Raw genomic sequence first — 23,519 nt, 5'->3', positions numbered from 1 at the left:
TACGAATGGCCATTATGCAAAACGCATACGCAATGATTATGATTCTTAACATTTTTTTGGCGGTTACCGTCATTTTTCTCGAAAGACGCAATGCGAGTACGACATGGGCTTGGCTAATGGTTCTTTTCTTTATCCCCGTTTTCGGGTTTGTCTTGTATTTAATATTGGGGCAGAAGGTACGCAAAAGAAAGCTTTATAAGCTCCTCGGCGACAGCCAGCGCATTATCGAGCATACGATAGAGAGACAGATGCGCCAACTCCGCGACGGTGAAATCTCATTTCATGATCCGGCGATGCACAGCTATCAGGATATGATCTATATGAACCTGAAAACGAGCTATGCGGTATTCACGAGCAACAATGCGGTTGAGATCTACACCGAGGGCAATCAAAAGTTCGACGCGCTGCTTAAGGATATCGAAGCTGCTCAGCATCATATCCATCTTGTGTATTATATTGTCCGCGACGATGAGCTTGGCAGAAGACTGGTGAAAGCGCTAGCTAAGAAGGCGGCAGAAGGCGTTGAGGTTAAGTTTTTGTATGACCATATTGGAAGCTCCAGCTTGCCGAAGCGGTATTTTCAAGAGCTGATCGCGGCCGGAGGCCGGGAAGCGGCTTTTTTCCCATCGCGAATTCCATATCTGAATTTGAAAATCAATTATCGCAATCATCGCAAGCTCGTTATTATTGATGGTCAGGTCGGATATATTGGCGGATTTAATATCGGTGACGAATATTTGGGGTTGAACGAGCATTTCGGCGAATGGAGAGATACGCATTTGAGGGTGCAGGGCAATGCGGTGCTGCAAATGCAGGCGCAGTTTCTAATGGACTGGAATCTGGCTGCTTCCGGAAAAATCATTTTGAATGATTTGTATTTTCCGATCATGAGCGATGATATTGGCACGATTGGCATGCAGCTGGTCGCAAGCGGACCGGATACTGAATATCAGCAAATCAAAGATGCGTATATCAAAATGATCTATGCCGCGAAAGAGACGATTTGCCTGCAAACGCCTTATTTTGTACCGGATGAAAGCTTAATGACAGCGCTGAAGATTGCGTCCATGTCCGGAGTCGATGTGCGCATCATGCTGCCGAGCAAGCCGGATCATTTCTTCGTTTATTGGGCGACTCATTCCTATTTGGGCGAGCTTCTCGCAGGCGGGGTCAAATGCTATTTGTACGAGAAAGGGTTCCTTCATGCGAAAACGCTGGTCATCGATGGCAAGGTCGCATCTGTTGGAACAGCCAATCTCGATATCCGAAGCTTCAAGCTGAATTTTGAGATGAATGCATTTATCTATGATACGCAGACGGCGGCTAAGCTGCAACGGATTTTCGAGACGGATATGAAAAGCTGTACGAAGCTTACGCCTGAAATTTATGGCAAGCGTCCGCTCATGAATCGTTTCAAGGAATCGATCTCCAGACTGCTCAGTCCAATCCTGTAGACAGACGTAAGAAGGGCTTCTGCTTATCTATGATAACCAGAAGCCCTTCACGTGCTTGGAAAACTACTATTCAATTTATTCAAACGCTCCAATCCGCTGCTTGCCTTGATTCTTCTTTGTCCTTTCGAATTTGTTACAAACCTTATCGACTTCGATCCTATCCTTCTTGACCTCGATCAACATCCTTTCGATTTGTTTCAAATCCTTTCCTTCAATAAGTACTTCTCATCCAAAGGGTCGTTTGCATCACTTTCGCTATTGTCCCCGCATGTCCAATATTTGCTTCGGTACTCCTTCCCGATTTAATAAGACATGCTTCGCTAATCTACTTAAATGGCATATCCCCTTTCGGTTAAGATAGGCTCAGTATACATCATTATTTGAATTTTGTAAATATTCAGATTATTTAATTCGACAAAAAAATTGCACCGCTTTCAAAACAAAACTAGCTGACGGTTCAGAGTGTTTAGGGCACGCGCAGAAGCTATCGAGGTTGACCAATTATGCATATGAATTTATACTTAGTCTAAAGTCATTACTAGAAGGATTGATGTTCTTATGAACAAAATTAACTTAACGATACAGCGTAAAGCGATATTGGAAGTGGTGCAGCATGCTGTAGATCACCCTACGGCGGCGGACGTCATTGATCGGCTGCGCGCGAAAGGCTTCAACTTTGCCTACGGAACAGTGTACAATTCGCTGCGCTATTTGACCGATGCAGGACTTATTAGTGAGCTCAAGCTGGGCGAGGCGGTAAGCCGGTATGATGCACGGACCGACGAGCATCAGCACATTGTGTGCACGGTGTGCGGCCGGGTGGATGAGGTTCTTGTCGAATTGCCAAGCGAATGGCTGCAGAATGTAGCGCTTGCGACGAAGTATACAATTGAACATGCTCAGGTTGTATTAGAGGGGGTTTGCGAATCATGCGCGACGAAGCAATCATAAAAGACGAGGCTTCAAGGGAAAGGCTGGCTTCCTTAGAGCAAAGCAATGCATCCATCGCGGCAGATGAATCCTCCTTGAAAGCGGGAGCTTCCTCTGATCAGAACGAGGCCGCAAGCCTTTCGGAGGAAGACCTGCTTCAAAACGGAATGCTTTGCTCGCTCACCCAGCGAGTCATGATTATTAGCCCGCTGCCCGAACGGGTCAAAAGCTTGCTCGTGGCGTTGTCGTCCGAATGCTTTGACGTGTTTTCGCTGCATGATTTCAACAAAAGCATGCTGCAAAGCCTTCAGCCGGAGCTGCTTGTTTATGATGCGATTCCGGTTGTGCATGCGGCAAGCGGCAATACGCTGCAGGCAGGAGCGGAATTGCTGGAATCTGCCGATATGCATGCCGTTCCTGTCCTGATTTTATTGGATCAGAAGTCCTATGATACGCGCGGCACATTCGCCCTTGGAGCAGCGGAGCTGCTAGTGTGGCCGGCTAAGCCGGAGCAAGCGGTCAAGCAAATCAACCGCATGCTGCTGAATCGGCCGAATGGCGCTGCCAAGGCAGCAACGGACGATATTCGCTCGTTCAAGGATATAACGGTCGATCTGAAGAAAATGACAGTGGATCGCGACGGACAGCGCATCGAGCTCACGAAGACGGAATATGATTTGCTGCTTCATTTCATATCCTCGGACGGCTCTGTCCTCACGCGGGAATCGTTGCTAGATACGGTATGGGGTTTGCAATTCTATGGCGGCAGCAACCTGGTTGACGCGCATATTAAGAGCTTGCGCAAAAAACTAAAGGACAGCGCCGTAACGCCAAAATATATTGTGACAGTGCGCGGCACAGGCTACCGGCTTGCGGATCTACGCGACCGATAAGCACTCGGAACATGGAACTCCTCATTGTTGCTTGATGCGGCGGGGAGGCTGGCTGACTTCATGAAACGTTCATTGATTATTCATAGTGTTTTCATGACAGTCCAGCACGGATTCGATATGATTGGTTTAAAGATTTAGATCAAGTCTAAATACACAAACTATCGATGAGGTGCTATCATGGAAAACGACCTAACGACCAATCTAGGAACGCCTGTAGGCGATAATCAAAGCTCACGAACGGCAGGACAGCGCGGACCCGCATTATTAGAGGATTACCATCTGCTAGAGAAGCTGGCACATTTTGATCGGGAGCGCATACCCGAGCGCGTCGTGCATGCAAGAGGGGCAGGCGCACACGGCGTGTTCCGTACAGAGGTTAGCATGAAGAATTACACGAAGGCTCATTTTATGCAGGAGGCTGGTGTGGAAACACCGGTGTTCGTACGGTTTTCGACCGTAATCAACGGAACGGGCTCACCGGAGACGGCGCGTGATCCGCGCGGCTTTGCGGTTAAATTTTATACGCAGGAAGGCAATTACGATATTGTAGGCAACCATTTGCCGGTCTTTTTTATCCGCGATGCAATGAAGTTTCCTGATATGGTTCATTCCTTGAAGCCTGCGCCAAATACAAATATCCAAGATCCCGCACGCTACTGGGATTTCATGACGCTATCGCCGGAATCCACTCATATGCTGACTTGGCTGTTTTCGGATGACGGGACGCCTGCCACTTACCGCGAAATGGACGGCTTTGGCGTACATGCCTTCAAATGGATAAACGATGCGGGCAAGCCAACCTATGTCAAATATCAATGGAAGTCACTGCAAGGGGTACGCAACTTTACGGCGGCCGAGGCAAGCGAGATGCAGGGCAAAGATTTTAACCATGCGACACGCGACCTTCATGATGCGATCGAGCTTGGCAACTTTCCCGAGTGGGAGCTTCACGTGCAGTTGATGCCGGTTGACCATGTAGAGCGGTATGCATTCGATCCGCTGGATCCAACGAAGGTGTGGCCGGAGGATATGTATCCGCTGCAAAAGGTAGGAACAATGACATTAAATCGCAATCCGGTCAACTATTTTGCAGAGGTGGAGCAGTCGGCCTTCTCGCCTAGCGCGTTAGTGCCAGGCATCGAGCCGTCTGAGGACAAGCTGCTGCAGGGTCGTTTGTTCTCCTATCCGGACACGCAGCGTTACCGCTTGGGCGCGAACTACCTGCATATTCCGGTGAACTGTCCTTATGCGCCAGTGCGCAACCATCAGAGGGATGGCGCGATGACGATGCAGGCTAACCCGTCTTCAGTCAATTACGAGCCTAACAGCTCCTCAGAAAGCCCGAAGGAGGCGCCAGCTTACGCAGATTCCTATGTTCCTCTTCAAGGCTCGGCTGGACGCCAACAGATCGACAAAACCGACGACTTCACCCAAGCAGGGGAGCGCTACCGCTCTTTGCCGGAGGAGCTGCAGGCGAATCTTATTGCCAACGTGGTTGGTGAGCTGAAGCAAACGAATGATGATATTAGGCTCCGCGCTATCTGCAACTTTTTCCGCGCCGACCGGACGTTTGGCATGAAGCTCTCGCAAGCACTTGATGTTGATATAAGCAAGTTTATCCCGAGGGGATAATGCAATTAGGGGAAGCATGACTTGTGCCTCCCCTTTTATGCGTTTATTGGGCAGTGTTCAGCGTATAGTGGAAGAGCATCAGAAGCATGGGACGGTCCATTTGCTAAAAAATGTATTGGCTTTCTTGTCGATTGAAGGCATGCTGTCGCTTCCTTGCAATCATATCGGCTTTTGCAAGAAGAAGGGCACTCTAATGGGCAACATGTGCTGAATAAAGTGTCCTCTTTTGCCTGACTCGCCATCCTCTATAGTCTCGTTCCCTACGGTAATTGACTCGCGAAGCACTAAAGCCCTTTTCCGCCGATAGGCCTAAGCCGCATCGGTTCAACGCCAGCAATAAGTGGCCGAGTTTGTGACCCGATATTGCACCACTGACCCACAAACGCCGTGTCTGTGCCCCGATATCGTGCCTGTTACAGGAAGACCTCTCGCTAGATGCATGTTTGTGACCCGTTATTGCACCACTAACCCACGAACGACGTGCCTGTAACCCGATACCATACCAATTAACAGGAAAAACTCCCTCTAATTACGTGTCTGCGGCTAGATATCGACCAATAACAGGAAAAACTCCCGTTAATTTATCGAAAATGGCCGTTTCGAAGGCTTCTGCTAAAAATTAACAGGAGAAATTCCTGTTAAGTGTGATTTCCTTCGAAAATCGTATGATTTAGAGGGAGAAATTCCAGTTAAATCATTCGAGTCAGGAAATTATGGCACATTTTGGTATAGCTGCCGTGGGTTTGCAGTCGGTGATGGTCCAGGTTGAATCGCATTCGAATCAATCCGACGAGCTCTATATCAATTAGTTGTAATATCAGGACCAATCGAATGTCATTCGATAAATCAGCTCAATGTGTCATTGAGAGGCAGCGGGTGTTGGATCCCAGAGAAGGTGGAAATGCCTAGTAGTTGACGAAATGGTTAGTGTGTTTGGTAGTGGCGACTTACGAGCATTTTGGTGCAGCACAAGTGTTTGGAGAAAGTTGACGTATGAAGTCAGTTCGAAAAGTGTGAAGGTATTAAAACAATTTTAAACTAGGACTGGCCTTATCCAGCAAGTTGTCCTATAATCAGAGGCAAGAGACGAAGAACGTCCCGTTAACACTCCTAGGTGAGTGATAGCGGGGCGTTTTCTATTTTCGAGAGAGAGAGGATGTATGCAAATGGGATATGAAGAGGCGCATCGCGCCTTTATTCAGAATCATATCGACAATAGGTCGGGAGAACGCCGGGGCAGATTGGAGAGAGGTCATGGACACGCCGAATCGTTGTTTTTGCGCAATGTGTGGTGGCCACTTCGCGGGGACTTTCAGCATCTGCATCCTGAGTATGAGGTGTTGGACTGGCGTGGGAGATCATATTTTGCCGATTTTGCCTGGCTTCCAGGGAGGGTGAAATTGATTTTTGAAATCAAGGGTTTTGCTTCGCATGTACGCGACATGGATCGGCAAAAGTACAGCAACGAACTAAACCGGGAAGCTTTCCTGCACGTGATGGGCTATCATGTTATCTCTTTCGCTTACGATGACGTAGAGAAAAATCCTGAACTTTGCATGACGATGCTTCGCATGGTGATAAGCAGGTATCAATCCGGACAATCGCCAATCTCGCGCGCCCTGCTTGCGGAGAAAGAAATTATTCGGCTTGCCATTCAGCGAGATGAACCCATTCGGCCAAAGGACGTGGAGCGGCATTTTGAAATAGACCACAAAACGGCGGTTATCCTTCTGCAAAAGCTATGTGCCAAGGGCTGGCTGCTGCCCTATTATCGCGGCAATAGTGAACGGATTGTCCGATATGAGCTTGCTCATGATTTCTTTCGTTACTTAGATGACTAGGAGAATACCGTTCGACTAGCTTGCTAGTATAAAACTGTTTAAAATTCGGCTTAAATTATGCGGGGTTACCAAGCTCGACCGCGTAGATTCTATCAAATTGATGAAGTCTGCACCTGAATTAGATCCAATATCTCTTAATCACGTTTCCGTTTTCCTCCGCGAACGAGCTGTCCTGCACGCCGCCATTGCGGATAATCGTTCTCTCCGAGGCGATATTGCTCTCGTCGCATACGACAAGAGCCTTGTGGATTCCTAGCAGCCGCGCTTCCTCTAACGCTAGCGCCAATAGCTTTGTCGCATAGCCCTTGCCTCTCTCGGATGGGCGAATGCCGTAGCCAATATGACCGCCGCTATTCATCAGCTTCTCGGTAAGCGCATGTCGAATGTTCACGGCTCCGACGATCCGTTCGTCCTCAGCTACAAGCCAAAAGGTAGAGTCAGGCACCCAGCCCACGGGCAAATTCTCGCCTTTCTCGTTAGCAAGCAGAGTTTGCAGCATGCCTGGAAAATCAGTTGGGTCTATGCTGACCACCCATGGAACAATGTTTTCTCCGCTATCCAACCACTCCTGATAAAAGGACAAATAAGCTTCTTTTAATCCCAATACCGGTTTAACTAATACGACACTCGCCAGCATAAAGTCCCCACCTTTCCACGAATAATCAACAATGATTTCTTTTTTTGTATTATACCGATATATAGCAGCTGCATAAACATAAAAAAATATTTTCGTTATTCAAGTTGTGTATGAGGCAGTAGAGCACGAAGAGGAATGGCGTTTCACGGTCGCAAGGCGGCTCGTGAGGCGCTTTTTTAATTTCAGAATCTATATACTTAAATTCCTATTGGTTTTATCTGAATAACTGTTGAGAAATGAAAAACACGATGATATTATGTAGTGGTGATAATTAATTATCTATAGTTGATATTAAGAGGGAGGGAATTGGATGAGTCTTCATGAAACGGAGCAGAAATCCTGTCAGGTGGCGGATACGTCGAAGAAAAATGTAAAAGCGGAGCTGAATCCCCGTTGGGTTCGCGTACAGGTCGGAGGAGTGACCATTGCAGACAGCAAATCCGTATTGACGCTGCATGAACGGGGGCATTTGCCGGTCTATTATTTTCCGGAATCGGATGTCCGCAAGGATTTGCTGGTGCCCTCCGGGCATCAAACCCATTGCCCTTTGAAGGGAGACGCCTCGTACTGGAGCATCCAAGTAGGCGACCGCTTGATTGAAAATGCGGTGTGGGGCTACCAGAACCCGATTCCTCAGAGTGAAGCGCTGCGCGGATATGTCGCTTTTTACTGGGATAAAGTCGACAAATGGCTGGAGGAAGAGGAAGAAATTTTTGTTCATCCTCGCGATCCGTACAAGCGGGTAGATGCTATCGCCAGTTCCCGTCATATTAAGGTCGTGCTGAACGGCGTGACGGTAGCGGAGAGCAAGCGGCCGGTTATCGTTTTTGAAACGGGTGTGCCTGTGCGCTACTACCTGCCTATCGAGGATATTCGTCAGGAGTACTTCACCGAATCAAACCTGGAAACGAGCTGCCCTTACAAAGGGACGGCTGCCTATTTATCTGCTGACATCAACGGCCAGTCGTATGAAAATATTTTATGGAGCTATCCGAATCCGATTCCGGAAATACCGAAAATCGCTAACCTGCATTCCTTTTACAATGAACGGGTAGACGCTATTTTTGTAGACGGAGTGAAGGAAGAGAAGCCAAGCTGGTACCGCTCTGCGCTAGACTTTTTTAATGCGAGCGAAATTAAGCGATAGCCCGAAATACATGGCATAGCTAGGGATGACTGACCTGTAAACAGGAGGTCTTTTTTTATATTTTCATTTAAACACTTAATTCCTATAGGATTAGTATAAATAATAATTGACAACGGATAATGCCTATACTATTATTGCGATATTGTCATTGGTTATCATATGTTAATAATGTTTGAGGTCAACCTTACGCTAGGAGGTCTCATTTTCCTTTAGGGGAAAGTGGGGCCTTTTATTTTTTAGAAGGGATGGATGGGGATGAGCGAAGCTGCCGTGGAGTTCAAGCAGGCAAGTGAAAATTATGGCGCGGGATTCATGCTGGAAAACGACGATTCCGCACATGACCTCATCGCAGTCGATGCGCTTCATCTCGGCGAAATCAAGCAAACGAGCTTGATCGAGGCGTTTGGGAATCAGTTTAACAAGGAGGAGATGCTTGCATGAATCAATTCTGGAACACGGTCAAAGCGGACTGGGAGCATATTTTGCAAAAGACGATCGAGCATATGGAGCTGTCGCTCATTTCAGTGATTATCGCCTGCCTCGTCGCTATTCCGATCGGCATTTATCTGACGACGCACAAGAAGCTAGCCAATGGCATCATAACGGTTGTGTCTGTTATTCAGACCATACCAAGCCTCGCTTTGTTCGGCTTTATGATTCCTCTGGTGGGCATTGGCACCAAGCCTGCCATAATCGCCTTGACGCTCTACGCGCTGCTTCCTATTCTGCAAAATACGTATGTGGGTATATCCGGCGTTACTCCGGCGTTAATTGAAGCCGGCACAGGAATGGGTATGACGCGCTGGCAAATTTTGAGGATGGTTCAGCTTCCAATCGCACGCAGCTTTATAATGGCAGGCGTTCGCGTTGTGGCGGTACAGACGATCAGCTTGGCTACGATAGCTACTTATATAGCAGCAGGCGGGCTTGGCGATATCATTACGAGGGGCATCTCGATGATCAATACGAATGTTATTTTAGCGGGGGCCATTCCAGTTTCATTGCTTGTCATCGTTGTTAATTTGCTGCTGTTGCTGATTAACCATCGCTTAACGCCTAAGGGCTTGCGGCAGCAAAACAAAACATAAAAGGGAAATTACGGAAGGGGAAGAAGAGAATGTACATAAGAAAATGGACAGCAGGCAACGACAGCAGGGGGAAATATTCGCTGCGCAAGACGATCGCTTTGGGGGCAGCGGCACTATTGATTGCCGTGATGAGCGGATGCTCGTCTTCAGGCTCAGGCAAATCAAGCACGATAAACATCGCAACCAAAGGATTTGCCGAATCGGATATTTTGGCGAATGCGTTCAAGCTGCTCATTGAGAATGACACGAAGCTGAAGGCAAATGTAGAGACGCTTGACAACTCCTTGCTTTGGGGCGCTATACAGGAGGGCAAGGTGGATGTATATGCAGAGTACACTGGAACAGCACTCATCAATTTTCTTAAAGCAGAACCGGAGTTTGATCCTCAGAAGGCTTATGATAAGGTGAAAAGCGAGCTTAAAGAGAAGAACCAGCTAACGGTGCTGGACCCGATTGGCTTCAACAACACATATGCTTTCGGCCTGCATAAGGATCAAGCGGGGAAATACGGCATTAAGACGACCAGCCAATTGGCTGAGAAATCCGGCGAGCTGACCTTTGGCGCGAGCGAGGAATTCATTAACCGTCCTGACGCTTGGCCTCCGATACTTGAAACCTACAATCCGAAATTCAAAGAAATCAAAACGATTCAAAATCATGGGCTCGCTTATCAAGCCATTGAGCAGAAGCTGATTGATTCGATGATTCTATACACGACTGACAGCCAAATTACAGTGAAGCCAATTGTCGTGCTTGAAGATGATAAGCATGTTTTTCTACCGTACTACGCGATACCGATCGTTCGTGACGAAGTGCTGAAGGATCACCCAGAGCTGGAAGAAGTGCTGAATAAGCTTTCCGGAAAAATTACAGATGCAGAAATGCAGAAATTAAATGGTGAAGTGGAATTAAAGCAAAGACCAGCACTGGATGTTGCTAAAGAGTGGCTGACAGCTAACGGATTGCTTGAAAAATAACAAATTTGAAGGAGTAGTGATTGTAAATGAGCACACCAAAAAAACAGATGGCACTAGGCGCCATGATGTATTTTCCGGCTGGGGAGCATATTTCCAGCTGGCGCCATCCGGAGGCGGAAGCGGAAGGAGTGCTTGATTTCGATTATTACAAACGAATTGTGCAGACGGCTGAGCGCGGAAAATTCGACATGTTCTTTTATGCGGATGAGCTATACGTGTGGGATCGGTTCGAATCCGGCGTAAGCCATTCCAACAGCATTCGGCCGGAGCCGTTCACCCTTTTATCGGCATTATCGGTTGTGACAGAGCGCATAGGGCTGGCCGCGACGATCTCCACTACTTATAACGAGCCTTATCATATCGCCAGAAAGCTGGCTACGCTTGATTTCTTAAGCAACGGACGTTCGGCGTGGAATATCGTAACCTCTCAAACGGATGAGGAAGCACGCAACTTCGGCAAGGAGAAGCATCTCCAGCATGCGCTGAGATATGAGCGGGCAAGCGAGTTCGTAGATGTGACGCAAGGCTTGTGGGACAGCTGGGAGGATGATGCCCTGCTCTTCAACAAGGAAACCGGTTATTTTGCCGATAAGGATAAGCTTCATAACTTAGATCACAAAGGCAACGATTTTAATGTACGAGGTCCGCTTAACGTTTCTCGTCCGCCGCAGGGGTATCCCGTGCTCATTCAGGCGGGTGCATCCGAGGCTGGCAAGGAGCTGGCTGCCGCCAAATCGGAGGTCGTATTTGCCCCGGGCTCGACGTTTGCGCCAGGCGGTTTGCTCGAGGATGGACAGCGTCTGTACAAGGATATCAAGGATAGAATGGTCAAATACAACAGACATCCTGACGAGCTGAAAATATTGCCGGGCATTATGCCGATTATCGGCCGGACGGAGTCGGAAGCCAAGGAGCGTCTCGCTGTAATTGAGGAGCTTACGCCGCAGAAGCTGGGACTGGATCTGCTGTCGCACTATCTTGGCCACGATATTTCCGGTTATCCGCTTGACGAGCCGCTGCCTTTCATTCCTGAACTAGACAGCTTCAATCAGAGCAAGAGCGGTCTGGAGCGAATACTGGAGATTTTGAAGAAAGAGCCTTTAACGCTCCGTCAATTGTATCAGCGGGTAACGAACAAGCGCGGCTTCGCCGGTACGCCGGAGCAAATCGCCGACCATCTCGAGGAATGGTTCGTGAATGGAGCGGCTGACGGCTTCAATATCGCTTTCCCTCATTTGCCTGGCAGTCTGGACGATTTTGTTAATTTGGTTATTCCCGAGCTGCAGCGCCGCGGCTTGTTCCGCACGGAATATACGGGCCGTACGCTTCGCGAGCATCTGAATTTGCAGCGCCCGTCCAATCGGCATACGTCCGTACGTATCTAATGAGATAAGGAGTGATGGAATATGTCGCATATCGATCCCCAATGGTCATTGCGTGATGGTCAGCAGGAAGGGTGGCAAATCAGAGCGGAGCGCAGCCCCAAATGGATTCGCGTCATCTTTGGCGGAATTACTGTAGCGGGTAGCAAGCAGGTATTGGTCGTTACGGAAACGGGACGGCTGCCTGTCTACTATTTCCCTCTGGCGGATGTGAAAACGGAGCTTATCGCTTGGTCGGAGCAGCGCGAGAAGCAAGGGAACAAGGGTGAGACTGTCTATGGGGATATTACAGTCGGAGACCGGATCTTTGAGCGTGCTGCCTGGCAATATCCAGAGCCAGCAGGCGAGAGCTCGGTCATAGAAGGCTATGTCTCCTTTGTCTTAAAATTGGCGGATGCCTGGTATGAGGAAGAAGAGCAAATTTTCGTTCATACCAGAGATCCGTATTCCCGAATCGATGCGATTCCAAGCTCCCGCCATGTGCAGGTATACATAGGCGGCAAGCTGATAGCGGACAGTCGTCGTCCGGTTATTTTGTACGAAACCGGCTTGACGCCCCGCTATTATTTGCCGAAAGAGGATATTCGGTTCGACCTGCTGAAGTCTTCCGCCACGACGACGCAATGCCCGTACAAAGGGACGGCCTCCTACTGGTCGGCTGCTCGCGAGGATGGGCAAACGATCGATGATATTGTGTGGAGCTATGCCGATGCGCTTCCGGAGGTGCATGAAATAGCTGGGCGGCTCAGCTTTTATAATGAGGAAGTCGATGCCATTTATGTCGATGGCGTACAGTGGAAGCTGCAGGAAGCGGCCCGGCTCCCGTATAAAAATGCCGCGTCTCATTCCTGATGAATAAGCAACTCGGGAAGTGGTTGTAATGCTAGCTGCGCTGCCATCAAGAAAATCGGCTTTTATTGGGCTGTTTGCCGTTACGGTTTTGTGGGGAATCGGCTACGTGCTTAGCGCCTATTTGCTTAGAGGCTTTTCCCCCGTGCTCCTATCCTTTCTTCGGATCTTAGTGACAGCGGTGATCTTGCTGGTGATCAGCAGGACGCAGTCCCTCCAGCAACCAACAAGGACCGAGTGGCTGCTGCTGCTCGCGTCCTCCTTTTTTTTCACATTCATTCAGCAGCCCCTTTACTTTCTTGGTCTTCAGTATTCGACTGCTGCCAAAGGCGCCCTGATTTATGCAGTTGCCCCGCTTGCGACCCTTCTGCTGGAGGCTATATTTTTCCGAGTGAGGCTGGAGGGCAGGAAGCTGGGCGGGGCGCTTCTTGGTTTCTCCGGCGTTCTCGCCATCGTTGCCTCAGGCCGATCAGACTTTGGCGTATCGATTGGCGATCTTTATTTAATCATTGCGATGCTTGGCTTCTCAATCAGTTTGCTGTTCATTCCCAGGCTATCGCAAAGGCTTTCGGCATTTACAGTCAATCTCTATTCCACGTTTCTGGGGGGAGCACTCATGCTCCCGATTGCAGCTGGTGAAGGCGTGTTTGGCAAGTTTGAAGCAAGCGGAGCGGGCATGATGTGGGTGCTGCTTGCTGCCGCAAGTCTATTGAACGTGCTGGCAGGCTGGTGGTGGACCCGCGGCGTTGCTGTTGTGGGTGCCGGAACCGCTTCAATATTCAATAACCTGCCGCCATTCATCGCGCTCCTTGCCGGCTATTTGATATTGGGAGATGCCATTGAAGGGTCTCAGATGCTGGGCGGAGTGATTATTTTGGCTGGCGTATTTATTTCCAACTATTCATGGAATCGGAAACCAAGCGCAGAGGCAGGGAAGTCTGGATAATCAATTGTTACAAAAAAACTCGTAATCGAGGTTGAAATAGGAGGAAATCGTATGCGTATTCTGACGGATGAGGATGTATGGGCAGCGGTAAGAGGAGGCTCGGTCTTTGCATGCGGAGGCGGTGGCTGGGTGGACCATGGGCTGCAAATCGGAGGAGCAGCTGTAGCGATCGGGAAGCCGCGGCTCGTTTCTGTCCATGAGCTGCCGGATGATGCCATTGTTATTACAGCAACGGCAATCGGTGCGCCTGCGGGTACAGATTGGCAAATGCTCGGAACGGATTATATTAAAGCAGTGAAGCTGCTGCAAGAGAACTACGACGGCAAAATCGTAGGCGTCATGACTCCTCAAAACGGAATGTCCAGCACGATCAACGGCTGGCTTCCGGCCGCGCTGCTTGATTTGGCGGTGGTTGATGCAACTGGGGACATCCGCGCGCATCCTACCGGAAAAATGGGCTCGATGGGCCTCGCCGCTTTGGAGGACTACGAAACGATTCAAGTGGTCGTGGGAGGAAAACGCGAGCATGGCTCCTATCTTGAGCTCGTCGTCAAAGGCTCGCCCTCTAAGACGTCAAACATATTGCGCACAGCCGCCGATCAAGCAGGAGGCTTCATCGCATCGGCGCGCCATCCGCTTCCGGCTTCCTATATTAAAGAGCATGCTGCAATCGGCGGCATTACGATCGCAATTGAGCTTGGGAAAGCGATTATTGCAGCGCAGCCGCAAGGCGCTCAAGCGGTTATCGATACGATTGTAACTCAGACAAAAGGCACTATTCTGGGGCAAGGCGTTGTTACGCGCAGAGACGTTCATTATTCAGGAGCTTTCGATATCGGAACGATTGATGTGGAGATTGAGGGTGACACCATCAAGTTTCATGTCATGAACGAATATATGGCTGCGGACGACAGTCGCGGCAACCGGTTAACGACGTACCCTGATGTCATTACGACGCTGTCTACCGATACGGGATTGCCTGTCAGCGTTGGACATGTGGAGGTAGGCAGCAAGCTTGCCGTGCTTTCTATCAACAAGAACCATGTCCCGCTAAGCTCAAGCGTCAAGGACCCTACCGTATATCCCGAAGTAGAGAAGGCACTTGGGATACCGCTCGCGATCTATGCGCTGGAAGGCATTCAGGAATAGGATGATGACCACCAAAGCGATAGAAGCAAATTCAAATGTAAACGCCGAGGCAAGGTCTATTAATGGCACGCAAACGTTAGGCAGAGCGCTGGACATCCTGTTCGCGCTTGCCGAAGCGGACGGGGCATTGTCCGTTACCGACATCGCACAGAAGGTGGCTATACCGGAGAGCTCGATTTATCGATTCCTGCAGACGCTGGAGCAAAACGGAATCGTGGAGCGCAGAGGGAAAGGGCAGATCGGCCTTGGCATGCGGATTTTGGACCTTGCGCGGAGCCTTAGTCAACAGATGCATAGAGAAATTGTACCACTGGCGCTTCCAGTCATGGAGGAATTGACTCAGGCAACGAATGAAACTTCGCTGCTGTTCATCCGTTCGGGCACGAGCGCAATCAGCATCCAGACAGTTAGGAGCAAGGCGCTCATCCAGTATTCTGCTGAAAATGGAAGAATGCTGCCGCTATTCTTGGGGGCGTCGTGCAAAGCGATTCTAGCCTACGAGAGCGAAAAAACGATTCAGAATGTGTTAGACAGGTGGGCGCCGGATCTGTCTAAGGAGTCGCTGCTGCAGCAATTGCACGGCATTCGCGAGCAGGGCTATGCGCTCACGCAGGGGGAGATTGATCCCGATGCATTCGCCGTTGGCGCACCTGTTTTCGACTCGAGAGGCACACTAGTTGCGAGCTTGTCTATTGCCGGTCCCAAATACCGCTTTGATGACAAGCTAAGACATCTATCGATTCAAGCGGTACAGCAAGCTGCCGAGCTGCTGTCGCGCAAGCTGGGGAAAGAATAGAAGCGAAGAGCCAGACGTTAATAACGGCAGGTAATTCGCTGCAGCTATAGGTCAAGAAAAAAAGCCGCTTAACCTCCATGATGGACGGTTAAACGGCTGTTTCCTTTTTTCTATCATTTCTTAAGCTTATCCCATGCGCCTTGCATGCCAGTCTCCCATGCGGACTCATCGATTCTGCCTGCGATGTACTGTTGAATGACGCTGGCAAATTCCTGCGTTACACCATCGGGGAATTTCGAGGATTGCAAGCCTAGTACTTTCTCAGCTTGTACATAGTTGTAAACCTCGGTTCCGATATCGCCCATTTCCTCGGGAGTAGCTGTAATCGTGGAAAGAGCCGGAATGAATTTGAATTTTTTCACGATGTATTCTTTACCGATATCAGAAGTCACGAGCCAGTTCAGGAATGTTTTGGCCTCTTCCTTCACATCGGATTCTTTGTTGATCACAAGGTTAGCCGGAATACCAACGTTCAGCTTGTCGTTCGCTTCAGCATCCTCGCCAAGCGGCATTGGCAGAACGCCAAGGTTCATATCAGGGTTGATGCTGTCGATTTGCACTTGTGCCCAGTTGCCTTCTTGCATCATTGCCGCTTCGCCGCTTGCAAATAGCGATACTTGCGTGTTGTAGTCGGTTGTAAGCGGGTTTTTGTTGCCGTAATCAACCGTCAGCTTCATCAGCTTAGCCCATTCCGCAAATTTCTCGTTGCCGGGAATTTTTGCGGAGCCATCGTTAAGTCCTGCGATAAATGCATTCACGTCCGGTTGTTGCGCAAATGCAGGGTTAATGCCTTGGTTACCCATCAACCACCACTCTTGGTATGCGTTAGCGAATGGCGTAATGCCGGCTGCTTTTAATGTTTTTGCGGCCGCTTCTAGCTGAGAGTACGTTTTTGGAAGCTCCGTAATGCCTGCTTTAGCAAAAAGATCCTTGTTGTAAATGTAGCCGAACCCTTCAAGGTTCATCGCCATGCCGTATACTTTGCCGTCCTTGGTCATCGGCTCAGCAGCTAAAGGAACAAGATCCTTCACCCATGCTTGGTCGGATAGATCCTCCAGCTTGTCCAGCCACATTTCCATTTCTGCAAAGCCGCCGTTGGAGAAAATGTCAGGAGCGTCGCCGGCAGCAAATTTTGTTTTAAGGGATGCGCCATAGTCAGCACCGCCGAGGGCATCTCACCGAAGGCATACCGCTTGGGCGAGACGGAATAAGAGGCTAGGGCGGTTTGCAGTGATCCCTGTTTTGCAGTACGATGTAAGAAATAATAGGGCACTCATACCATTACATAGGGGAGGACGCCGTATTGCTCTCTACATATTTTATTCAAGTCAGCTCGATCATCGTATCGGCTTTGGCTGGGCTTACACTTATTATCCTTCGCATTCGTGCAGGGAAGCAGCCAACCTCTTTGCGCAAAATTATTATTCCGCCGCTTGGCATGGCAACGGGCTTCATGATGTTTGCCTTCTCGGCGACGCACATTCCATGGGTATGGGGCTTGTCCTCGTTTTTAACCGGCCTGCTGATCTTTGCGTTTCCGCTAATCGTCACAACCCGCCTGGAGCGTGTGGAATCCGAAATCTACGTCAGGCGCTCGAAGGCGTTCATATTTATTATGCTGACGCTGTTCGTCAGTAGGCTAGCGCTTCATCGCGTTGTGGAGCAGTATATGTCGATTCCGCAAACCGGCGCTATCTTCTACTTGCTGGCGTTTGGCATGATTATTCCGTGGCGGCTTGCTATGATTAGCGATTATATGAGGCTTCAAAAAGTAGAGACATAGATTGAATGGGGGAAGGCATATGGATCCGAAGCTCGCAGAACGTGTAAAGCTGACGCAGAACAAACTGAGAAAACGGACATTATCCGCGATATTTCAAGAGTTTGATCAAAAGATTATGAAGCTTGATCGCAGCAAGCGCGAGGAAAAGTATTTGAAAATGTCAGAAACGCCATTTTCGTTTTTTCGCGGCAGCGCTTATTTGTTTTATTTTGACGTATCACGGGAATGGTTTCCCTATCATACGCCGCTTAGCCGTCCAACCTGGATTCAGGGCGATTTGCACTTTGAGAACTTCGGCGCCTTCCGCAATGAGCGGGGTACGCTCGTTTATGACGTGAACGATTTTGATGAAGGGTACTTGGGCTCGTATTTGTATGACTTGCTGCGGATGTCAGTGAGCATTGCGCTTGTCAGCAGGCTCAAGGGACAGACCTATGAAAGCCAGTTCAGCTCGATTGAAGCTTACTTGCAGGCCTATTCCAAGCAAATGCGCCGATTCGCAAAGGGGAAGGATGACCCTGGCACGTATTCGATAGATATGGAGCAGGCGGAAGGCCCGGTGAAGAAGCTGCTCAAAAAGCTGCAGAAGCGCAAGGATCAGCATTTTCTGGAGAAGGTAACCGCGCTCGTTCAGGAGCATCGGCAATTTGCGGCGACCGATGAAATCGTACCGCCAACCGATGAGGAGCGGGCTGCTCTGCTGGAAGCATGGCCGGATTATTTGACTACCGTTGCAGCGGATGATACGGAGGAGCTGCGACATTTTCAGGTGAAGGATATTGCGGTGAAGCATGGCTCGGGGACGGCCTCTATCGGGCTTGACCGGTTCTATGTGCTCATTGAAGCGGGCGAAGAAGCACAGGGTGAGGATGATATCGTGCTAGAGGTGAAAGAGGTGCGCGTTCCCGTTCCTGCTTACTTCATGCCTTATGACGAGTCATTCTGGACCATGTTCGAGCATCAGGGCCAGCGGGTGACGATGACGCAGAAGGCGATGCATCACGAAGCGGACCCTTACCTTGGGTGGCTGACTATAGGCGATCGGCAATTCTATGTGCGTGAGCGATCCCCGTATAAGAAGCGGCTTAAGCTTGAATCGCTTGAAACGGCAGGTGATTTGCTATCGGTCACGGACAGCATGGGGAAATTGACGGCAAAGATGCACGCGCGTGCCGATGCCGATGTTGCTCAAGGCATTTTGGCTTACCACAGCGAAGTGGAAATCGTGAAAGCAATGGGCAATGATGAGGACGCATTCTGTACTTCGATTGCGAATTGGGCGATTTCCTATGCAGATCAAGCTGAGCATGATTACGCTTTGTTCACCGATTGGTTAAGCGGAAGAAAGAAGCAATCGCATTTATAAATAGCCGTACACAAATAAGACAGCTCTCAGAAGGCGAAACCTTTGCCTCGGGAGCAGTCTTTTTATTTTTCAGGAGGGGTTTTTGAAAATATACTCGAAAGAAATCGACGGCAAGCCGCACAAATGGACAGCATAGATTCGTTTGACAAGCAGATTCTCTTTATGGTATTCTTTTCTAATAATTAAGTTGTATACAATTTAATTTACTCAAATAGACGCAGATCAACAGGAGGTATTCAGGCCATGAGCATTTATTCGTATGAGCTAGAGAACATTAAAGGTGAGCAAATAAGCATGGAGCAATATAAGGGCAAGGTGTTGATCGTCGTCAACACAGCTAGCAAATGCGGTTTTACGCCGCAATATACCGATCTGCAAAAGTTGTATGAAGAGTATAAAGATCAGGGGCTCGAAATTCTTGGCTTTCCAAGCAACCAATTCGGCGACCAGGAGCCTGGTGCGAATTCCGATGTGCAAAGCTTTTGCCAGTTGAATTATGGGGTATCGTTCCCTCTCTTCGCTAAGACCGATGTAAGGGACGAAACAGCTCATCCGTTATTTAAGCATTTGACGGAAGCAGCGCATTTCAATGGCTTTGATGTGAACGAGTCTAGCGGCAAAATGCTTCATGCCTTTCTTCAGGAGAAGCTCCCTCATTACCTCGAGGGCAATTCGGTCAAATGGAACTTTACGAAGTTTCTGATCGATCGTGAAGGAAATGTCGTCAAACGGTTCGAATCGACCGACGAGCCCCTCGAGATGAAGGCCGATATCGAGCAGCTGCTGTAGTGCTCCCTCACTAAAAAATGAAATACATGCGGCTTCCCGGCGAAAAAAAGCCCAGTTATTGGCTGTTTCAGTCGTTTTAGAGCGAGAAGTGACGCAAGCTGGCGATCTCTTGTGCGGCGAATGACGGATAAGCACCTGCGGTACGCGTGCCATACGTAGGAAAAGAGGCGACTCCTCTATACAGGGGGCAATAGATGCTGAGCATCGCCTCATGCAAGAGGATCGCATTAATGGCGAAAATGCTGTAGATACAAAAGGCTGGCTTTGCCCCCCTTGCTTACTCCTTTTACACACGTAGAACACGCCTCATATTGGGGCTTGGTTACTCTGCAGCAGCAGTTTAGGTGGTTGGTTGCTTCGCAGTTTGGTCACTCCATTCGTGCGCCAACGCATCTGCATTTGTTGAACTTGGGTTGATTTTTGGATGTGCTGCTATTTGTCGTGACAGGTTGAAAATAGATAGAAACGGATATCCTGTTTCTATCTATTTTTTATGCCTTGGAGACCGATTGGTATGCAATATTACGCTTAAATAAGTGTGATATTAAGTTGTTTATGTGCAATAAAAATGATGAAGTTTTTAAGTTTAAGTGTGCTTGAATTCCTTTAATTATAGTATTTTATTTGAATAATGGTAGAAATGTGTCTATCCATTTGAAAGAGTTTAATTATACAAAAATAATAAATATACACTCATATTTTGATGAAAATGAAATTGATTAATGAGATCGGGTTAGGCGCTGGGGAAAGGGTGTGAAATATGCTGGTAAAATCCCCCTTTAGTTATGCCGCCCGCCATGTAATTTTCGTCGCATCGGTCACTGTTTTATTCTCATAATCTTGGCCAAGCCTAGAAATCACATCGAAAAAGAGCTATAAGCACGTATATGCGCTAATAGCGGGGGAGTAATGCTAGTTAGTGGCCTTTAAGCACCTATATGTTCTTATAGAGTGAAGTTTGAGTAGAAATCACATCGAAAAAGAGCTTTAAGCACGTATATGCGCTTACAGCGAAGGAGTAACGCGAATTTGTGGTCTGTAAGCACCTATATGTTCTTATAGAGTGGATTTGGCGTAGAAATCACATCGAAAAAGAGCTATAAGTGCATATATGCGCTTAAAGCGAAGGAGTAACGCGAATTTGTGGCCTTTAAGCACCTATATGTTCTTATAGAGTGAAGTTTGAGTAGAAATCACATCGAAAAAGAGCAATAAGCGCATATATGCGCTAATAGCGGGGAAGTAATGCTAGTTAGTGGCTATAGCGCAGAGCACTTTACGGCATTTTGAAAATATCTATTTATTGCAAAGAAAGTGAGATTATTGCTGCAAATGTCTGTGCAGAGACGAGGCCTTCGGATATAATGTACATTGGATATTGATCGATAGGGTTGTTTTATGAATTGAATCTTGTGCTATGTTGGCTAGTACGAATGCAGATTTGTTTAAGGAAATGGTCATACTACCCATCAGCACCTTAGAGGAATTTTGCAAAGAAATTTGGGAGGAATTATTTAATGAAGGATCAGTTTCAGTCAGGGCCTTTGCATGGCAAGGTGAAAAATAAGGAAGAGAGGTTCTCGTCCTCGGGATTTATTTTGGCGGCGATCGGAAGTGCAGTCGGTCTCGGAAATATGTGGAAGTTTCCATATATTACAGGCCAATACGGGGGCGCGGCCTTTTTCATGTTATTCGTAATATGCTTGCTTCTTGTTGGTTTGCCCGTATTGCTCGCCGAGCTGACGGTGGGACGGGGAGGCAGAGGAAATGCAGCCACCTCGCTCATTCGACTCAGTGGACGGAAGATTTGGGGCGGCTTTGGATTTATTACGATTATAGGTGCGTTTGTGATATTGTCCTTCTATGCGGTGGTGGCTGGCTGGACCTTGCATTATGCAATGCTGTCTTTTACGGGAAAGCTGTTCGAAACTAAGGATTATACGCTGCTCTTCAGCAATTTTAACGCAAGCTGGATGCCTGTACTCTGGCAATTTATCGTCATGCTGCTGACGGGCTTCGTCATTATCAAGGGTGTGTCAGCCGGTATCGAGAAGTTTAATAAGATTCTTATACCGGGGCTCGTTATTTTGCTCATTGTACTTTGCGTGCGCGCATTGTCGTTAGAGGGAGCAGGGGAGGGCGTCGCTTTTTTCCTAAAGCCCGACTTCAGCAAGCTCTCGGCTGAGTCAGCGCTCGTTGCGCTTGGACATGCTTTCTTCTCGTTATCGCTCGGCATGGGGGCTATTATGACCTACGGCGCTTATGTCGACAAGCGGCAATCGCTTGGACTCGCTACGCTAGCCATTGGCATTGGGGATTTAGCCTATGCTTTTCTTGCTGGATTGATCATATTCCCTACGACGTTCGTATACGGACTAGAAGCATCGCAAGGTCCTGGTCTCGTATTCGTTGCGCTGCCGGCTGCTTTCTCAGCGATGCCGCTGGGAGCCATCTTTGGAGGACTCTTCTTCGTGCTGCTAGCCTTCGCGGCGCTGACCTCCATGGTCTCGCTGCTTGAGGTGCCCGTTGCCTTCGTCCGCGAAGCATTCGGCTGGAGCCGTAAATTCTCAGTCGTGATCCTGACGCTGCTTTGCTTCTTAGTCGGGCTGCCTTCCGCTCTATCATTAGGAGATAAAGCGCCGTGGCTGACGTTTGGCGGCAAGTCTTTCTTTGATTGGATGGATTTCATTTGCTCTAATATCGTCCTTCCGCTCGGCGGGCTAGCGGTTACCTTGTTCGTCGGCTATGCATGGAAGGGTGCGGCGGAGGAAGCAGGCTTGTCTACATGGTGGCTGAGGCTGTGGATGTTCATGCTGCGCTACGTAGCGCCGATTCTAGTGTTGCTCGTCTTTCTTTACTCGTCAGGCATCATTGCGTTTTAAAGCGCTGTGGGATTTTAATTGTCGATGCGTTGAAAACGGTCATCCTTCGTAATTTTGGCAAGGGCCTCAGCTTTTGATTTAACACCAAGCTTGCCATAAATCTTTTTCAGATAATTTTCGACGGAGCTCTCGCTAACATGGATGATGCTGGCAATTTTATTGTTCGTGTATTTGTCGGCGACCATCGATAAAATTTTCTCTTCGGTCGTTGTCAAATCTGCTTCCCAGTAGTGCTTGACATGATCCGGAGGTTCTGCTGCTACCGTTTTTGATTATGATGGAACGTTTAAACATTCAATATACGTTTGTAGATAAAGGAACAAAGGCGACGGATCCTTCGGACGATGTTCTGCTTACTGGCACAAGCTATAGCACTAGCGGTACCTATTCAAATGCTGGCAGCTATAGCAATACCTTTACTGGTAACTCTAATGCCGGAAGTGGGAAAAATGCTTACTTGAGAGGCTGGAATTGGAATAACCAAGACGGCAGCAGTTCATCAAAAACTGTTCATATCTGGGGATCAGTAAATCAATAGGATACGTAAGAATAGGCAAAATGCCCAGGTGTATTTATCTCCTGGGCAATTTGCCTAACAAAACATTAAAGAGGTCGTAATATGTTTGATATAATCATTGCTCATATGACGCATTTATTGCTTGGATCGACTTTATGCTATTTAATCGTTGCATTTGGAGAAACGAAATTGACCAAATTGCAATCTTTACTGCTGCTTTTAATCGGAGGAGTCGCAGGAATTGCTCCGGATATTTCTAAATTGTTGCTAAAAGATGAGATTGCTCATACTCTTTGGTTCGCTCCTATATTAGGGTATCTTCTTGCAATATGGTTTAGAAAAATGCTTCCTCGCCGTTAACAATTAAAAGACCTGTCAATACTGGAAATTAAAAGACCAGTAGAGGACGAGGTGTTTTCATATGTTTACGGCCAATATTAGTAATGAAATACTTGAGCGAT

General features: G+C 48.4%; 22 protein-coding genes and 1 pseudogene. 20 read left to right on the top strand and 3 right to left on the bottom strand.

Annotated elements, in window-relative coordinates; genetic code table 11:
* Positions 1 to 5: 5 nt before the first annotated feature.
* From cls to AC1TPC_RS06250, 6 genes are all read left to right on the top strand, one after another.
* Positions 6 to 1,454: a cardiolipin synthase gene (cls, locus tag AC1TPC_RS06275; protein ID WP_482066013.1), complete on the top strand. Its 1,449-nt coding sequence runs from the start codon at positions 6 to 8 to the stop codon at positions 1,452 to 1,454.
* Between the two features lie 558 nt (positions 1,455 to 2,012).
* Positions 2,013 to 2,405 (top strand): Fur family transcriptional regulator, encoded by a 393-nt coding sequence (locus tag AC1TPC_RS06270; protein WP_482066012.1) that lies wholly within the window; start codon positions 2,013 to 2,015, stop codon positions 2,403 to 2,405.
* Complete coding sequence (locus AC1TPC_RS06265) at positions 2,384 to 3,277, top strand: winged helix-turn-helix transcriptional regulator (RefSeq protein WP_482066011.1); 894 nt, start codon at positions 2,384 to 2,386, stop codon at positions 3,275 to 3,277. The genes AC1TPC_RS06270 and AC1TPC_RS06265 overlap by 22 nt, the downstream gene beginning before the upstream one ends.
* A gap of 177 nt (positions 3,278 to 3,454) precedes the next feature.
* Positions 3,455 to 4,909, top strand: a complete 1,455-nt coding sequence (locus AC1TPC_RS06260) for a catalase (protein WP_482066010.1) — start codon at positions 3,455 to 3,457, stop codon at positions 4,907 to 4,909.
* Positions 4,910 to 4,925: 16 nt separating this feature from the next.
* Positions 4,926 to 5,120 carry a hypothetical protein gene (locus AC1TPC_RS06255; RefSeq protein ID WP_482066009.1) on the top strand — a complete coding sequence of 65 codons (195 nt, stop codon included), beginning with the start codon at positions 4,926 to 4,928 and terminating at the stop codon, positions 5,118 to 5,120.
* Positions 5,121 to 6,075: 955 nt separating this feature from the next.
* Positions 6,076 to 6,750 carry a DUF559 domain-containing protein gene (locus tag AC1TPC_RS06250; RefSeq protein ID WP_482066008.1) on the top strand — a complete coding sequence of 225 codons (675 nt, stop codon included), beginning with the start codon at positions 6,076 to 6,078 and terminating at the stop codon, positions 6,748 to 6,750.
* A 118-nt stretch (positions 6,751 to 6,868) separates the two neighbouring features.
* On the opposite strand, the gene AC1TPC_RS06245 is transcribed toward AC1TPC_RS06250, so the two are convergent.
* On the bottom strand, positions 6,869 to 7,387 hold the full coding sequence (locus AC1TPC_RS06245) for a GNAT family N-acetyltransferase (protein ID WP_482066007.1): 519 nt from the start codon (positions 7,385 to 7,387) through the stop codon (positions 6,869 to 6,871).
* Between the two features lie 310 nt (positions 7,388 to 7,697).
* Between AC1TPC_RS06245 and AC1TPC_RS06240 the strand changes: the two genes are divergently transcribed.
* From AC1TPC_RS06240 to AC1TPC_RS06200, 9 genes are all read left to right on the top strand, one after another.
* Positions 7,698 to 8,534, top strand: a complete 837-nt coding sequence (locus AC1TPC_RS06240; protein WP_482066006.1) for a DUF427 domain-containing protein — start codon at positions 7,698 to 7,700, stop codon at positions 8,532 to 8,534.
* Positions 8,535 to 8,789: 255 nt separating this feature from the next.
* Positions 8,790 to 8,975, top strand: coding sequence for a hypothetical protein (locus AC1TPC_RS06235; protein WP_482066005.1), 186 nt, complete (start codon positions 8,790 to 8,792; stop codon positions 8,973 to 8,975).
* Positions 8,972 to 9,622 carry an ABC transporter permease gene (locus tag AC1TPC_RS06230; protein WP_482066004.1) on the top strand — a complete coding sequence of 217 codons (651 nt, stop codon included), beginning with the start codon at positions 8,972 to 8,974 and terminating at the stop codon, positions 9,620 to 9,622. The genes AC1TPC_RS06235 and AC1TPC_RS06230 overlap by 4 nt, the downstream gene beginning before the upstream one ends.
* Positions 9,623 to 9,651: 29 nt before the next feature.
* Complete coding sequence (locus AC1TPC_RS06225; RefSeq protein WP_482066003.1) at positions 9,652 to 10,599, top strand: ABC transporter substrate-binding protein; 948 nt, start codon at positions 9,652 to 9,654, stop codon at positions 10,597 to 10,599.
* A gap of 26 nt (positions 10,600 to 10,625) precedes the next feature.
* On the top strand, positions 10,626 to 11,984 hold the full coding sequence (locus AC1TPC_RS06220; RefSeq protein ID WP_482066002.1) for an LLM class flavin-dependent oxidoreductase: 1,359 nt from the start codon (positions 10,626 to 10,628) through the stop codon (positions 11,982 to 11,984).
* Positions 11,985 to 12,005: 21 nt separating this feature from the next.
* Positions 12,006 to 12,833, top strand: coding sequence for a DUF427 domain-containing protein (locus AC1TPC_RS06215; RefSeq protein ID WP_482066001.1), 828 nt, complete (start codon positions 12,006 to 12,008; stop codon positions 12,831 to 12,833).
* Between the two features lie 28 nt (positions 12,834 to 12,861).
* On the top strand, positions 12,862 to 13,776 hold the full coding sequence (locus tag AC1TPC_RS06210) for a DMT family transporter (protein ID WP_482066000.1): 915 nt from the start codon (positions 12,862 to 12,864) through the stop codon (positions 13,774 to 13,776).
* Positions 13,777 to 13,827: 51 nt separating this feature from the next.
* Positions 13,828 to 14,925, top strand: coding sequence for a DUF917 domain-containing protein (locus AC1TPC_RS06205; protein ID WP_482065999.1), 1,098 nt, complete (start codon positions 13,828 to 13,830; stop codon positions 14,923 to 14,925).
* A 1-nt stretch (position 14,926) separates the two neighbouring features.
* Positions 14,927 to 15,721 (top strand): IclR family transcriptional regulator, encoded by a 795-nt coding sequence (locus AC1TPC_RS06200; RefSeq protein ID WP_482065998.1) that lies wholly within the window; start codon positions 14,927 to 14,929, stop codon positions 15,719 to 15,721.
* A gap of 113 nt (positions 15,722 to 15,834) precedes the next feature.
* On the opposite strand, the pseudogene AC1TPC_RS06195 reads toward AC1TPC_RS06200, so the two are convergent.
* A pseudogene (locus AC1TPC_RS06195) lies at positions 15,835 to 16,887 on the bottom strand (ABC transporter substrate-binding protein); the annotation flags it as partial.
* A gap of 137 nt (positions 16,888 to 17,024) precedes the next feature.
* Between AC1TPC_RS06195 and AC1TPC_RS06190 the strand changes: the two are divergent.
* The 4 genes from AC1TPC_RS06190 (at position 17,025) to AC1TPC_RS06175 (ending at position 22,541) form a co-directional block, all read left to right on the top strand.
* Positions 17,025 to 17,504, top strand: coding sequence for a CcdC family protein (locus AC1TPC_RS06190; protein WP_482065997.1), 480 nt, complete (start codon positions 17,025 to 17,027; stop codon positions 17,502 to 17,504).
* Positions 17,505 to 17,523: 19 nt separating this feature from the next.
* Positions 17,524 to 18,870: a DUF2252 domain-containing protein gene (locus tag AC1TPC_RS06185; protein WP_482065996.1), complete on the top strand. Its 1,347-nt coding sequence runs from the start codon at positions 17,524 to 17,526 to the stop codon at positions 18,868 to 18,870.
* A gap of 243 nt (positions 18,871 to 19,113) precedes the next feature.
* Complete coding sequence (locus AC1TPC_RS06180; RefSeq protein ID WP_482065995.1) at positions 19,114 to 19,659, top strand: glutathione peroxidase; 546 nt, start codon at positions 19,114 to 19,116, stop codon at positions 19,657 to 19,659.
* A gap of 1,517 nt (positions 19,660 to 21,176) precedes the next feature.
* Complete coding sequence (locus tag AC1TPC_RS06175; protein WP_482065994.1) at positions 21,177 to 22,541, top strand: sodium-dependent transporter; 1,365 nt, start codon at positions 21,177 to 21,179, stop codon at positions 22,539 to 22,541.
* Positions 22,542 to 22,555: 14 nt separating this feature from the next.
* Here the strand turns inward: AC1TPC_RS06175 and AC1TPC_RS06170 are convergent, their stop codons facing one another.
* A complete protein-coding gene (locus tag AC1TPC_RS06170; RefSeq protein ID WP_482065993.1) occupies positions 22,556 to 22,756 on the bottom strand; it encodes a helix-turn-helix domain-containing protein in 201 nt (66 codons plus the stop codon).
* A 404-nt stretch (positions 22,757 to 23,160) separates the two neighbouring features.
* Between AC1TPC_RS06170 and AC1TPC_RS06165 the strand changes: the two genes are divergently transcribed.
* Positions 23,161 to 23,418, top strand: a complete 258-nt coding sequence (locus AC1TPC_RS06165; protein ID WP_482065992.1) for a hypothetical protein — start codon at positions 23,161 to 23,163, stop codon at positions 23,416 to 23,418.
* Positions 23,419 to 23,519: the final 101 nt, after the last annotated feature.

The sequence above is a fragment of the Paenibacillus sp. Y280 genome (assembly GCF_056786335.1).
Note: the sequence above shows the minus strand (reverse complement) of the source record. Positions and strands in the feature narration are given on the sequence as shown.